At 56.3% G+C, this 13,588-nt stretch carries 12 protein-coding genes; 3 read left to right on the forward strand and 9 right to left on the reverse strand.

The window, feature by feature from the left end:
- Positions 1-56: 56 nt before the first annotated feature.
- Complete coding sequence (locus VK738_08400) at positions 57-566, forward strand: HNH endonuclease (protein ID HTD22659.1); 510 nt, start codon at positions 57-59, stop codon at positions 564-566.
- A 188-nt stretch (positions 567-754) separates the two neighbouring features.
- Complete coding sequence (locus VK738_08405) at positions 755-952, forward strand: hypothetical protein (GenBank protein HTD22660.1); 198 nt, start codon at positions 755-757, stop codon at positions 950-952.
- A gap of 62 nt (positions 953-1,014) precedes the next feature.
- Here VK738_08405 and VK738_08410 read toward each other — a convergent pair whose 3' ends face one another.
- The gene (locus VK738_08410; GenBank protein ID HTD22661.1) at positions 1,015-1,431 is read right to left on the reverse strand and encodes a 2OG-Fe(II) oxygenase; all 417 of its coding nucleotides are present in this window, start codon (positions 1,429-1,431) and stop codon (positions 1,015-1,017) included.
- A 328-nt stretch (positions 1,432-1,759) separates the two neighbouring features.
- The gene (locus VK738_08415; GenBank protein ID HTD22662.1) at positions 1,760-2,332 is read right to left on the reverse strand and encodes a methylated-DNA--[protein]-cysteine S-methyltransferase; all 573 of its coding nucleotides are present in this window, start codon (positions 2,330-2,332) and stop codon (positions 1,760-1,762) included.
- 329 nt (positions 2,333-2,661) lie between these two features.
- On the opposite strand from VK738_08415, the gene VK738_08420 reads away from it, so the two are divergent.
- Positions 2,662-3,690: a hypothetical protein gene (locus tag VK738_08420; protein ID HTD22663.1), complete on the forward strand. Its 1,029-nt coding sequence runs from the start codon at positions 2,662-2,664 to the stop codon at positions 3,688-3,690.
- Between the two features lie 25 nt (positions 3,691-3,715).
- Here the strand turns inward: VK738_08420 and VK738_08425 are convergent, their stop codons facing one another.
- The 7 genes from VK738_08425 to infB all read right to left on the reverse strand — a co-directional run bounded on the left by VK738_08425 (position 3,716) and on the right by infB (position 13,544).
- Positions 3,716-6,340 carry a CehA/McbA family metallohydrolase gene (locus VK738_08425; GenBank protein HTD22664.1) on the reverse strand — a complete coding sequence of 875 codons (2,625 nt, stop codon included), beginning with the start codon at positions 6,338-6,340 and terminating at the stop codon, positions 3,716-3,718.
- Between the two features lie 145 nt (positions 6,341-6,485).
- Positions 6,486-8,186: a glycosyltransferase family 39 protein gene (locus VK738_08430; GenBank protein ID HTD22665.1), complete on the reverse strand. Its 1,701-nt coding sequence runs from the start codon at positions 8,184-8,186 to the stop codon at positions 6,486-6,488.
- On the reverse strand, positions 8,183-9,151 hold the full coding sequence (locus tag VK738_08435) for a bifunctional oligoribonuclease/PAP phosphatase NrnA (protein ID HTD22666.1): 969 nt from the start codon (positions 9,149-9,151) through the stop codon (positions 8,183-8,185). Before VK738_08435 ends, VK738_08430 begins: the two co-directional genes overlap by 4 nt.
- 44 nt (positions 9,152-9,195) lie before the next feature.
- Positions 9,196-9,555 carry a 30S ribosome-binding factor RbfA gene (rbfA, locus tag VK738_08440; protein HTD22667.1) on the reverse strand — a complete coding sequence of 120 codons (360 nt, stop codon included), beginning with the start codon at positions 9,553-9,555 and terminating at the stop codon, positions 9,196-9,198.
- A 152-nt stretch (positions 9,556-9,707) separates the two neighbouring features.
- The gene (locus VK738_08445) at positions 9,708-9,998 is read right to left on the reverse strand and encodes a DUF503 domain-containing protein (GenBank protein HTD22668.1); all 291 of its coding nucleotides are present in this window, start codon (positions 9,996-9,998) and stop codon (positions 9,708-9,710) included.
- 328 nt (positions 9,999-10,326) lie between these two features.
- A complete protein-coding gene (locus VK738_08450; GenBank protein HTD22669.1) occupies positions 10,327-10,551 on the reverse strand; it encodes a DUF433 domain-containing protein in 225 nt (74 codons plus the stop codon).
- A gap of 80 nt (positions 10,552-10,631) precedes the next feature.
- On the reverse strand, positions 10,632-13,544 hold the full coding sequence (gene infB / locus VK738_08455) for a translation initiation factor IF-2 (GenBank protein ID HTD22670.1): 2,913 nt from the start codon (positions 13,542-13,544) through the stop codon (positions 10,632-10,634).
- Positions 13,545-13,588: the final 44 nt, after the last annotated feature.

Raw genomic sequence — 13,588 nt, forward strand, 5'->3', positions numbered from 1 at the left:
TGGCTCACCGGGCAGCGGAGCACCCACCTGCGCCATCCCAGAGTGGACATCACGTAATGCATGCTCCGGTCCTGGTCTTGAACGCTTCCTATGAACCCATCAACGTGTGCGCTGCACGCCGCGCCATTGTGCTGGTGCTCAAAGGCGTAGCCATGACCGAAGAAGAGAACGGGCACTTTCTGCACGCCGCCCGCTTTGCGGTGCGTGTGCCTTCGGTGATTCGTCTGCTTGAGTACCGCCGCATTCCGCATCAGACGCGGGCGCTCTCGCGTAAGAACATTCTGCTGCGCGACCGCAACACCTGCCAATACTGCGGCACCGTACTCGTGGCCGCCGAACTGACGCTGGACCACGTGATCCCGCGCTCTCGCGGAGGCTCGTCTACCTGGGAAAATCTGGTGGCCTGCTGCCATCCTTGCAACCGCAGAAAAGGAAGCCGCCTGCCGCACGAGGCGGAGATGAAACCGCTGCGCGAGCCGCGTCCTTTTAATTTGCATACCAGCCGGCACATCATGCGGCTGATGGGACACTCTGACGCCAAGTGGCGGAAATACCTGTTTTACTAGTCAGCTTCATCTTTAAAATGTAATGAGACGTGTGCCTACACCGGAGCGGAGCTGTGTCTCGGCTGAATTAATTGCGTTGAGTTTAGGTGCAGCAAGCGTATAGTGAGAATAGCTGATTTCTCCGGAGACACGGTCCCTATCCGTCGGGCCTTCGCCGATGCAGCCATTCGCATTGCGAGGTGCTACACATGCGCTCCGGACTCATCTTTGCCGCTTCGGTCAAGGTCCCCAACCGTTTTCTTCTTTGCCAGATCCTTACAGCGTCTATCAACAAGCGACACCGCGACGGCGCCTCGGTGCCGGAGACGATCAATGACTCACTCCGCGCGGTAGACGACAAATCTCAGGCGGTCGCACAAAAAGCAATCAGTAGCAGCACGGCTTGAGATCCAAAATGCCGGGAACCACTCCGCGGTGAGGAACCCACGGGCTTCGAACAAATCCATGATCACTGCGAGTCATGGAAGATGATTCCGAGGGTATGGCGATTGCCAGACCGAAGCCGGCTGACGCCATGCCGCATGTTGACGCGATAAGTTCCGCGTGTACCCTGCACCGGACGATTGTGCACCGCAAAAATCACTGCATCACCTCGCCGCAACGGAACCACCTCAACGCGTGACTGCATACGCGGCCGTTGTTCGGTCAGCACGAACTCGCCACCGGTGAAGTCTTCGCCTGGCTCAGACAAGAGAATCGCAACCTGCAGCGGAAAAACATGCTCGCCGTATAGGTCCTGGTGCAGAGAGTTATAGTCCCCCGCACCGTATTGGAGAAGAAGCGGTGTGGGACGCTCTTGACCTGCCTGGTGACAGCGCTTGATAAAGTCGGCGTGTGCGTCCGGGTAGCGAACGTTGATGCCCATCGAAGCATTCCAGCGATTGGCAATCGGCGCGAGTTGCGGATAGAAAGCATGGCGCAGATGGCGACGATATCAGGCAGCGGATAAGCGAAGTATTTGTATTCGCCCCGCCCGAAACCGTGCCGCGCCATTACAACCCGGCTGCGGAAGATGCCGTCGTTGACATACAGGTCTGCTATTTCATGGCATTCTCCGTCAGTCAAAAGTGCATCTATCATTGCCCAACCGTTAGCATCGAGATGAGTAGAGACGCTCGCCCAATCGAGCGCCTCCACACGGGTTTCGATGGTCCGGTCCGCCGGACCCGGTTGTTTTGACTGCGCAGTCGTGCTCATGCTGCTACCGCCTCACGCTTCAGGAGACTGCGTTTGCGTTCGACGCCCCAGCGATAACCAGACAGACTGCCATCGTTCTTCACGACACGGTGACAGGGTATGGCGACAGCGATAGCGTTCGCGGCACAAGCTTGCGCCACTGCGCGGACTGCCTTGGGCGATCCGATGCGCCGGGCGATATCGGCGTAACTGGCCGTCGCTCCGGCTGGAATCGCCCGCAATGCCAGCCAGACACGTTGCTGGAATACCGTTCCGCGCATGTCAAGCGGCAGGTTGAGACCGAGTTCCGGAGCTTCCACAAAACCGGCGACTTTGGCGATGAGTTTCTCGAACCCGGCATCGCCATCGGTCAGATGAGCGTGTGGAAATCGGCGCTTCAGATCGCGTGCCAATGCATCGGGAGCGTCTCCGAGCAGTAGGGCGCAAATACCCTTGGCACTCCTGGCCACGAGAAGAGAACCGAGCGAACATTGACCGATGAAAAACTGTATCTCTTCGACGGCCGCGCGCCTCGAACCTTTTTCCGTTGGAACTGCGACTAACTTTGATCGATTGAATATTGTGCTCATCTTAAATTTCCTTTCACGAATTAACATCGTGGATCCAATGTAAACGGCCTAGGTTTGGCGCCGCGCTCCGGCCCTTGCTTTCAAATCAGAAAATCTAGCCCAACTTTGTTTGATCGTGCTTCGGGATTGGGCTGTAGCTCTAATTTCACATATTGTGCATTGTGATGCTCATATACAGTTCTGCGTTTCCACTGCTTCTCTAAAACGTTGGAAATTATTTTTCTTTTCAATGACTTAGGGAGTAATTCTCATCTCTTCTGTGGAACCAGGAATGCATCGCCATCGAATGCAGGTTCCAACGTCATTTCTATTTCACACTTGGAGCGAGAATGACTGAAAATGTAATGGATCAAATTGTCGCCGAGCTGCGCGTTTCTGCGGCCAAGTTTTATCCTCAACATGGGGAGCTGCGCAATGTGCGCGTGGTTGGCCATACGCCCAAAACCGACCACTTCATTTACGATATCGTGCTGAACTTCGGCGATGGCAACGCGCGCGTGGCAGCCAAGGTTTATCGCAATAAGAGTGGCGCTGAACTGGCTCGAAACAAGGCGCAGCAGGAATTCCTCAATCTGGTTACGGTGCACAAGGTCTCGCAAAAGAAAAAGCTTATAGGCGTACCGCGCCCACTGGGCGACTTCACCGAATTGGGAACCGTAGTTGCAGAAAAGCTGAGCGGATTGCCCTTGCAATCCATGATCATGAAGGCTGCTTTGCTGCCGGGCTTCAATGCCGGCAACGGACTGGCTGAAGCCGCCAGGCATACCGGTACATGGTTGCGGTCTTTCCATCGCGCCACGGCTAACATGCCATCGCCTTTTGATGCTGAGCAACTGCTGGCTGAATTGGAGCAGGTTTGCACCCAATGCCGCAAAGAGGGGCTGGAAGAAAGCGATGTGCGTTCCATCATGACCGGCGCTCGTAATGCCCTGCATCGCAACAAAAAGACCATGGCGGCGTCAGCCGTATTGAACGATTTTACCCCGCTGAATGTGCTGGTAAGCGATGGTGGGGTCGGAATCAGTGAGTTCGCGCGCATGAGCCAGCACGGCGCCTCATTCCAGGATGTGGCCACGTTTCTGGCTACGATTGAAGCGCTGGAGAAATATCCTTTTTGCAACCGCAGCATTACCTCTTCTATCCAGAAAAATTTTTTGGAAGCCTACGGAGTTTCGGCCTCGGACCAGGCTCTGTTGCGCGTGCTTAAAATGAAAGCTTTGCTGGCCATGTTTGCCAACGGGCGCGGCCTCAAGGAAAGTGCTGCACGCAAGAAAGTGATGTGGGCGACCGTGATGAAGCGATTCATTCAGCAGGCCGCGCATCGCTCTCTGACCCAGCCTGCAGCGCACGTTGCCTAGCGTAGAGACGCAGTTTGCTACGTCTCTACCTGGCCAGTTTTTCATAAACGGCGCGTGCGTCTTGTATCGTTTTCAAAACCCCGGTTTTTTGCGCCTCGTTCTTGTATTCCGAGTTTGCCTTGGCATTTTCTGCTACTCGATCAATCCAGGCCATGAAGTACGCCGCATCATTGGGTGACCTGGGCTTGGCGCCGGCCACCGTGACGTAAATTGGACTGGTGGTCGCATAAGGATAACTATCGAGAACGGGGTCTTCCGTTTTTTCGGCCCAGGCGCGCAACAAACACCATCCGCTGCGCGGAAGTTGCAGGGCCCCAATTGCATCGCTGGCATTATGTGTCTGGTTCATAGGCACATTAATCATGACCTCGCCATTGCAGACAACTTCCAGATGGTCCACGGGCACAATAGAGCGTAACGCCACCGTGAATTTTACGCGTCCGGGTGCCAGCAACTTAAGCTCTCCGCCAACAGTTTCTGCGCCAAGGGTAAAACGCAACAGAGGACCGTTGGTAGCGAAACTGCGGCCGTGCTTTAGGCCATCAAGCCATGCATTGGTTTTGAACGGCCCGCTTGGGACCCGTACGTATACCCGGTCCAAGCCAACCGGCCCGCGCAGCGAAGAGTAGTTGGCAATGGCGCTACTCCCGGCGGCGGCGGGAAGACGAAATCCCAGATTGAGGAGCTTGTACCAGATCTCGGCAGACGATTTGTGATCGCCGGAGTCAAGAACTTCGTAGTAGTCCACTTTGCCCAGGGCAACATCAATGGGGAGCTCATAGGACAGCTTTTCATCATTGACGGGATTGGGAACTTCACTAAAATTTTGCGCGTAGCCAACCAACCTATTTGTTTGGTGAAACCAGTCAACGATATCGGCATTTGTGGGGAAAAAGCCGGTCCGAGCCGCGTTTGGATAAGCTGCATAGCGGCGGGAACTTGACGGATAAGCACTGAGCAATCCCAGATTTCCCAAGTAATTCGACTGGAACTCGATTCCGTTCAGAACATGGTGGGTAGTACGAACTCCGGGACCAGTCTTCAAATCAAAATTGGGATCGGCCTTGCTGGCTACGCCAGCCGTCGTGGCGTCCGGAGAATGTTGTTCATCGTTGCTTGTCATCAGACTGTATGCCAGGCTGAGGTCTTCTGCTTGCATCTGCGTGAGCAGGGTCAGAGGTGTGCTGCGGTATGCCCCTCCGTATTTCGTGCTCACGTGGACATCGCCGTCCATCCAACGGCTTCCCAGTGGATCACGCAAACGTAAAGCCTGCAGTTTGAATGGAATGGTTTTGCTTTCGCCGGCCTTCAGGTCAACATCCAGACTGACCGGCACATGTTCCAGGCCGTGCGTAATCTCTACGTGGATCTTTCCAGGCGGGAGCGTAATCGCCTGCGAAGGCCGCAGCCGCGAGACACTGAGGTCGAAATAATGAACTTCAAAAGGACGCTCTTTCCGGTCAAAGCCGTCGTCGGTGTAAACCAGAGCATCATCGGTTGCATAGTCGCGTCCATCTGCACCGGTGATGGAAACCCTCACCGGCCCTGCTGCTCCACTCACCTCGCCGCCTTGCAATCGAATCGTGGCCATCGTGGCAAGAAATTTGAGGTCTTTCCGGGCAATCTCATGCTGGCTTCCCTCCGACGCGTCTTGTACCCATAAGGAAAGATTGCCGCCCCGGTTGGAGATAAAAGCGATGGATTTTCCGTCCGGGGACCAGCGTGGGTTGGTATCGTCGTACTCTCCCTGCGATTGGGAAAGCGGCGCTGTGTCCCTGCCCTCGGAGGTCATTACCTGAAGCTGATGTTTCCCGCTCGCAAGCGATCCCGAATACGATGCATACGCCACGCGCTTGCCATCAGGGGACCAGTCGGGCCGCGCCCTCCATGTAGTTTCTTCATCATGAATCTGGTGTGACTCTTCTTTCACAATCGGCGGCAGCCGGCGGGCCATCATACCGAAGGGCCCGTGCGGAACCATGGGTGGGGCTTCCACCAAAACCGGTTGCGACTTCATCCGCCAGAAGCCGCCGGCGCCATCAACACGATTGTGGTTGGAAACAAAAATAATCTCTTTGCCATCGGGCGACCAGGTTGGGCTGATTTCATGGTCGAATATGCCGTAGAAAACCCGCGGCAGTGTGCTGCGCGCCTCTGCCGTCAGCCGCTGCACTTCTTTCAACTCTGCTTTGGCAGGATCAAATTGCGCCACAAAGACATGAAAATGCCGGTTGAGCTGGGTAGAGACAAACATCACCCGCATGTCTCCACTCTTAAAAGCAGGCGACCAGCGCGGCTCCACGTTGACAGCGTCGGTTTTGGTGAGCTGTTTGCTCTTTTGGGTGGTGAGATCGAGCAGCCACAATTCAATCGCATCATGATCGTACTTCGAATAAATCACCCACTTACCGTCGGAGGAAACATCGGGCTGGTAGTCATATCCAGGGCCGCTCGTGAGTTGCTCAGCAGTCGTGGACCCGAGGCCCTGCCGCCAAAGCGAGCCTTGCATGGAAAAGATGACGCTCTGCGAATCGGGCATCCACGCCACGGAGCTGGGGCCGCTGGTCAACTGCGGCAGGTACATTTCACGGTAGTAGAGGCTGTAGGGCAGGTCAATTTGCTTCAACACCGGCAGCCGCTGCGCGGACATTGGTAAGACTGCAAGCGCAAAGAAAATCAGAATTCGCCCAAAGCGATACGATAAGTCGCTCTCCAAGAGCCGGAGACGCCAAAGCGGATACGCAAATGCACGCAACCCACAAATACAGTTCGTATGCATGCAACTGAAGATAGATTTATTTCTTACCAGAAAGAATTCCTCCTGCTGCTGGAAAAATTTCAATGCAAGATGGCTCTGAAGAGACACGATACAAATCGAAAACGGGTGAACGAAAAGAAGTATCGGGCTGCAGCATACTCTCTCCGGAACAGCGCACGCGCGTTCCCTGCCCCTGCGCTGCCCGCGCCTGCATGATTTGTATCAGTTCCTTGAAGCTGTCTTTCTTTGTGACCAGAAAATGCTCTTGCTGGGGAACGTTGCCGGCATCGTAGCTGGGAATCTCCCGGTTAAAATAAAATCCCAGCCCGTATTCAATTTCACGCGGCACTTGAAAGACCGCCACCGGCAGCTTACTGCCGGCCAAATACCTGGCCACGGGACGCGCCGACTGTGTAGCGTCAATCACCGGGGTTGCAGTCTTTAACAGAACACCGGTTGCAGCCACCGCAATAAACAAGGTGCTGGCAATCATCATCTGCCAGCCTCGCCAAAACCCCAGCGCAATCATGCCTGCCGCTAAAATCGCGGCCACCACCAGTGGCACTGTCAACATACTGACAGAAGGCATCTCGTGAGTTTGCAAAATGGCAGGCGCCAAAAGAACGAATGCTGCAACCCCAGCCACGCTAAGCGCATGAACAATCCATAAGGCATAATTCCGCGTCTTTACAGTGGATTGATGCGTGAAATACAAAACCGTCAACAGGACCCACGCAGGAATTGCAGGCAGAATGTAGCCGGGAAGCTTAGATTGCGATAGGGAAAAAAAGACGACTGGGACCACGGCCCAAATCGCCAGAAATTTTCCCAGATCATCGGCGGTGGCTTCGTCTTTCGCAACTGCACTCCTCCGAAAAAAATCCCGTGCTACCCTGACCCACGCCGCCAGTGCAAATACCGTCCAGGGAAGCAATCCCAGCAACAAGACGGGAAGGTAATACCAGAAAGGCTGCTCGTGATGATAGAGATTGGTTCCAAAGCGCGCCAGGTTCTGCCGCAAAATAAATTCCGAGAAGAACTGTGGATTCCTCAACTGCACCAGCACATACCACGGCATTGCTGTCAGAAGAAAGACCAGAATGCCGGGAATCCATAGCGTCTGTAGAACGAGACGCACATCCCAGCGCAACAGCGCAAAACAGATGATGATCAACCCCGCCAGCGCCGGCGCTATTGGTCCCTTGGCCAGCATGCCTGCGGCCGTAAAAAAATAAAACCCAAGCAGCCACTTTTTCTCTTGTGTTTGGAACCACGCCAGCCAGGCCAGCAATCCCATGGTGAAGCATGCGGCCAGCGGCATGTCGGTAGAACCGGCGCGGGCAAAGGCCAATAGCGCTGCACTGGAGCAGGCAATCAATACAACATGAAGCTGCGCGCCGGGGCGGAAGCGACGTATGAAGAGATGGAGAGCAGCAACCATCAACGAGGCAAGCAGGGCCACCGGAATACGTGCCGCCCAGTCGCTCACTCCCAAAGCGCGATAGCTGAGCATGGCACCCCAGTAATAAAGAACGGGCTTTTCCAGCCAGACCCGGCTATAGAGTGTGGGCGATACCCAGTCGTGGCGTGCAAGCATCTCGCGGGCGATCTGTGCGTAGCGGGGCTCATCAGCGCCCACCAGGCCAAAGGCAGCCAATCCATAAAAAAAGAAGAAGGCGCAGAATACGCCCACTACGACCCACTCGTGAAGCCGCGCTCTGCCTTGCGATGGGTTCATGAATGAGGCTGGGTTGAGGAAACCCGCGCGATGGCGCAACGCAGCTTGCCCAAGACGAATTCTTCCGCAGCCGGCAAAGGACCTTCCACCGAGCATCCACTGGCACATTCATGGCCACCGCCGCCGAGTTCATCGGCAACCGCCGCCACGTTGACCGCTCCCTTGCTGCGCAAGCTCACGCGAAACCTGCCGTTCTCCAGCTCGCGAAAAAATGCCGCGACCTCAATGCCCGCGTTGCCCAAGGCGTAATTCACCAGGCCTTCGCAATCTTCATCGGCGGCCTGGCAATTGGACATATCCTCGCGGGTCACGTGCATCCATGCCAGCACTCCATCCCGCTTCAGATTGCGCAGCGCCGCGCCCAGCAACAAGGTCTTGGAAATCGGATTGGAAAAATAAACCGCCTGCCCAACCCGCACGGGATCGGCGCCGGAGCGCACCAACTCCTCCGCCAGGGCAAAGGTGCGCTGATTGGTCCCGGCAAAACGGAATGATCCCGTGTCGGTCACGACTGCGGTGTAAAGGCAGGTTGCAATGTCGGGTGTAATCTTCACGCCGGCCTTACGCGCCAATTGAAAAATCATCTCGGCTGTGGCGCACGCGGAAGGATCAATCCAATTCAAGTTTGCGAACGGACGCCCGCTGGCATGGTGATCAATGTTGATAAGGAAGCGGCGCTCGAGCCCGCGTAGACGGGTGCGCTGCAGGCTGTCACATTCAAGAATAATGGCGGCTTCGCCGCGGCCGTTGATCTCCGAGGCCTGGATCACCGAATCGGCCCAAGGCAGGCGCCGGTAGAGCACCGGCACGCCATCGCTCAGGACGATCTGTGTCTGCTTGCCTAATGATTGCAGGATCTGCGAACAGGCCAGCACGGAACCGATGGCGTCGCCATCGGGACGGGCGTGGGAGGTCAGCACGAACGACTCGTGCTCATTGATCTTCTTGATGACCTCGCCCACCATTGGATTCTGCCCTCTACCTTTAAAAAACTTTATTTTAAAAACCCTTATTTTCTCTTCTTGATGCGCTGCAACAGTTTCTCGATCCGATCCTGGCGCGCCGTGGAAGTATCGAGCTGAAAGAAAAGCTCCGGTGCATGACGCAGCCCGAGCCGCTCTACCAGTTTGTGCCGGATGAAGCCTCGCGCCGCATTCAGCCCCTCAACGGTGTCGTCCGCTTCCTGCTCGGTCCCTTCCGCTTCCACAAACACACGCGCCGATTTGCCGTCGCTCGCAAGCAATACCTCGCTCACCGTGGCCAGGCCGATGCGCGGATCGCCCAGTTCGCCTTCAATCAAGGCTCCGATCTCGTCACGCAACGCGTCTGCCATGCGCTCGCGGCGATGCTGTACATTACGGTTCTGCATAAACTTGTTTGAAAGGGGGGACTAGTTTCCAATAGTTGTTTACAGGCTATTTTACTGGAGTCTTGGCCGCCAATGCCAAGAATTCACATTTAGAACGTGCTCAGGCTACTTCCTCTTTTGGCAAGCCCCAGATCACAGTTCCCAGTCTCGGATCATAAATACTCAACCCAAATATCTGTGATCTCCGCCCCGGTGGTGTTGGCAACGCGATGGGCTTCGCGCTCCACGTTCTGCATGAGGCCCTCCAGATAATCCCGCGAGCCGGAAATACTGACGACTGCTATAGTGGCCCGCTGCCATAAATCGGTCGCCTCCATCTCAGCTACGGAAACATTAAATTTCGCCCGCAGCCGGTCTTTCATGCTGCGCACCACCTGGCGCTTGTCTTTGAGCGAGTGCGCGCCTTCGATGCGGAGCTCGAGGGTGAGAGAGGCAATAGGCATCAGAACAACACTAGAAACGACTTCTGCGTATCTTCTGCAAATTGTCTCAACCGGATTGCGTGCTTGCGAAGCAGATCCGCGACCGTCCGGGTCGCACAATTTCCCGTTCGTATTAAGACAACTTTAGGTGGAAATCCCTGCAGCAAGGATCGCCTCTGAAATCCAACATCTTTAGTAACAATGATGAAACCATTTTTATGCGCGAAATCCCAGACGAGGTTGTCGTCAGCGGCTGATAAACCAACGAACCGTACGTGCGCCGATTCCGCAAAAAGATCTTCCAGTGCTTTTACAAGCTCATGGGAAAGATTTTGATCGAAGAGCAGTTTCACGCGGGAAGGTAAACAGTTTTGCGACCCGCATCAGCTGCAAAAGCCAGGGCCGCGCGGATATCTTCCCGCGTCAGGTCGGGAAAATCATGCAAAATTTCATCTTCAGACATGCCTGATGCTAAATAATCAAGAATGTCATACACGGAAATACGTAAGCCACGGATGCATGGCTGTCCACCCAGCTTGCCAGGCTCTATCGTGATGTACTTTCGGTAGTCCATACAGGCTAAATTAGCCCAGTCATAGGGCGTTTTCAATTAAAAACAACAGCACACTCTGGTACCGACCCCGCCCAGAAGGCCTACGCAATCGCTTCCGCCGACACGCGTTCGCTCATGAAGGCCTCAATAACGTCGCCTATTTTGATATCGCTGTAGTTGGCGATGCTTAAGCCGCACTCCATGCCGTTGCGGACCTCGGCCGCGTCGTCTTTGAAACGGCGCAGCGAGCCGACCTTGCCGGTAAAGATGACTACGTTATCGCGCAGCAGGCGGACCAGGGAATCGCGTTTGATGATGCCATCCTGCACGAAGCAGCCGGCTATGGTTCCCGCTTTGGGAACTTTGAAGGTATTGCGTACCTCGGCCCGGCCCAGGTAGGTTTCCTTGATGACAGGCTCGAGCAGCCCGGTCATGGCTTTCTTGATCTCGTCCTGCAGTTCGTAGATGATGGAGTGCAGGCGGATATCCACCTTTTCCTGGTCGGCCAACTCCTGCGCCTTGCGCTCGGGACGGACGTTAAAGCCGATGATGATGGCGTTCGATGCAGAAGCCAGCAACACGTCGGTTTCTGTGATGGCCCCGACGCCGGTGTGCAGGACCTTGATCTTGACCTTTTCATTGGAGAGTTTGGAGAGCGAGTCGGCCAACACTTCGACTGAACCCTGCACATCGCCTTTGAGGATGATGGGCAGCTCTTTCATGCCAGCGGTCTTCAACTGCTCCGCCAGGCCTTCCAGCGACAAACGTGAGGACTTGGCCAGCGTCGCCTCGCGCGCCTTGGCCTCGCGATATTGGGCAATCTGTTTGGCTTTGTCACGGTCAGCAACCACGCTGAGCTGGTCGCCTGCCTGCGGCAAGCCCTCGAGTCCCAGGACTTCTACCGGGGTTGAAGGCGGGGCCTGATCCACGGCATTGCCGCGATCATCGAACATGGCGCGCACCTTGCCGTAGGTGTTGCCCACAATGAAGGTATCGCCGTTGCGCAGGGTGCCGTTCTGCACCAGCACGGTGGCCACGGCGCCGCGTCCGCGGTCGAGCTTGGCTTCCAGCACTGCGCCGGTTGCCAGACGCTCGGGGGCAGCCTTCAGTTCACCCAAGTCAGCTACCAGGCAAATCATTTCCATCAGCAGATTCAGATTGGTCTTCTTCTTTGCGGAGACTTCGACGAAAACGGTCTTGCCTCCCCAATCTTCCGGCACCAGGCCACGATCGGCAAGTTGCTTCTTCGGACGCTCCGGCATCGCACCCGGTTTATCAATCTTGTTGATGGCAACAATGATGGGCACGTTAGCAGCGGCGGCGTGATCAATGGCTTCCACGGTCTGTGGCATGACACCGTCATCGGCTGCGACCACCAGTACGACGATATCCGTCACCTTGGCGCCGCGCGCACGCATGCGCGTAAAGGCTTCGTGACCTGGAGTATCGAGGAAGACGATCTCGCGTCCGAAGGCGGGCGAGTTGGTGTCCACAATTTTTACCTTGTAGGCCCCGATGTGCTGTGTAATGCCTCCCGCTTCACCGCCGGCAACATTCGTTTCGCGAATGGCATCGAGCAACGAAGTTTTGCCGTGATCAACGTGACCCATGATGGTGACCACAGGCGGACGGGCATGGCGGCGTCCGGCATCTTCATTCTTCTCTAGGCCAGCTTCCACCATCTGCTCGGCGTGCTGCTCAAAGCTGATAACGCTGGTATCGGCCCCGAACTGGCGTGACATCTCGCTTGCCAGCTCCGAATCCAAAGTCTGGTTGATGGAAGCAAACACACCGCGCGCCAGCAGGCGGGCGATAACGTCTTTAGGACGCACTTCCAGCTTTTCCGCCAGGTCCTTAACGCTGATGCCTTCGGTAATCGTGATCGAGCGGGTAATCGGCAGCGGCTCGTTGGAAACTGCGGCCATGGTAGGCGGCGGAACAAAGCCCTTCATCGGGCCTTCTTTTACACCGCGCGGAACATAGCGCTGTCCAGGACGGCGTGCAGCCCCGCCAGCGGGCCGGCGCGTGCCTTCCGGTGGTGGCGGCAGGGCAGCGCCTGCTCCAGGTCCGGGGCGCGCTCCCATAGGCCGCACTCCCGTCGGAGACATGCGCGTGGGATGCAAGCGGCGCTCTCCTGGACGCAAAGGCGGTTTAGCTCCCGGCATGGATGGCCGTTGCCGTTGGAATATTGGTTGGCCTGGCACCGGACGCCCAGGCGCAGAACGCTGTCCTATCGGCTGTCCCGGTTGCACGGTTGCGCGCGGTTGTACGGGCGCCAAGTATACCGGGCGCGGTCCCGTCTGCGGAGTAATCACGCGGCGGGGCGGTGGAACCGCTGCAGCCGGCTTATGCGCTGTAGGCGGAGCCGATGCAGCCGGAGCCGAAGTCACAGGCGGGCGCGGCACATTCGCTACAACCGGTGGCGCTACCGGCGCAGCCGCTTGCGGAGGAGGAGCAGGCGTAGCGGGTGGCACCGGCGGCCGTTCCGCTGACGGTCTTTCTATAACTGGAGCTACGAACTTCGGCGCGGGCGCTGGCGCAGGCTGCTCAACAGGTGCGGGCACAACGGCGGTGACAGGCTTGGCTGCCACTGGAACTACAGGCTTGGGAGGAACAGGAGGCGCCGGCTTCGCGACCGGCGGCGGTACGGAGATTTCTGTCGTGGCCTTTTTACTGATGGCCTTCAGCACGTCTCCGGGTTTGGAAATTTTAGAGAGATCAATCTTGGTCCTGATCTCATCGGCCACGCCGCCTTTGGATCTCGACTTCTCTGCAGCGGCCTTTTCCACTTCTCCCTGGAAGTGCTTGCGCACGCGTTCAACTTGATCAGCCTCAAGCGAGCTGGAGTGGCTCTTCTTGTCATCAACACCAATCGTTGGCAGATAGTCGAGGATCGCCTTGCTTTTGACTTCCAGTTCTCTGGCCAGATCGTTAATGCGAATTTTATCCATTCCGTCCTGTGTTACTTTCTTAGCGTCGTTGCTTCCTTGTAACTCTTCTTGCTCTACTGGCATTGTGGATCTCTCTCATCTCCGGCCCTTGCCGAGTAGATATGTAG

This window comes from Terriglobales bacterium, from assembly GCA_035487355.1.
Lineage (GTDB): Bacteria > Acidobacteriota > Terriglobia > Terriglobales > Acidobacteriaceae > QIAW01.

Bases quoted from the DNA above. Each gene is read 5' to 3' on its own strand.
- VK738_08435 (HTD22666.1), bottom strand. From the start codon at position 9,151: ATGGTGGGCGAGGTCATCAAGAAGATCAATGAGCACGAGTCGTTCGTG.
- VK738_08410 (HTD22661.1), bottom strand. From the start codon at position 1,431: ATGGGCATCAACGTTCGCTACCCGGACGCACACGCCGACTTTATCAAG.
- VK738_08420 (HTD22663.1), top strand. From the start codon at position 2,662: ATGACTGAAAATGTAATGGATCAAATTGTCGCCGAGCTGCGCGTTTCT.
- infB (HTD22670.1), bottom strand. From the start codon at position 13,544: ATGCCAGTAGAGCAAGAAGAGTTACAAGGAAGCAACGACGCTAAGAAA.
- VK738_08450 (HTD22669.1), bottom strand. From the start codon at position 10,551: ATGGACTACCGAAAGTACATCACGATAGAGCCTGGCAAGCTGGGTGGA.
- VK738_08425 (HTD22664.1), bottom strand. From the start codon at position 6,340: ATGTCCGCGCAGCGGCTGCCGGTGTTGAAGCAAATTGACCTGCCCTAC.
- rbfA (HTD22667.1), bottom strand. From the start codon at position 9,555: ATGCAGAACCGTAATGTACAGCATCGCCGCGAGCGCATGGCAGACGCG.
- VK738_08445 (HTD22668.1), bottom strand. From the start codon at position 9,998: ATGCCTATTGCCTCTCTCACCCTCGAGCTCCGCATCGAAGGCGCGCAC.
- VK738_08430 (HTD22665.1), bottom strand. From the start codon at position 8,186: ATGAACCCATCGCAAGGCAGAGCGCGGCTTCACGAGTGGGTCGTAGTG.
- VK738_08400 (HTD22659.1), top strand. From the start codon at position 57: ATGCATGCTCCGGTCCTGGTCTTGAACGCTTCCTATGAACCCATCAAC.
- VK738_08405 (HTD22660.1), top strand. From the start codon at position 755: ATGCGCTCCGGACTCATCTTTGCCGCTTCGGTCAAGGTCCCCAACCGT.
- VK738_08415 (HTD22662.1), bottom strand. From the start codon at position 2,332: ATGAGCACAATATTCAATCGATCAAAGTTAGTCGCAGTTCCAACGGAA.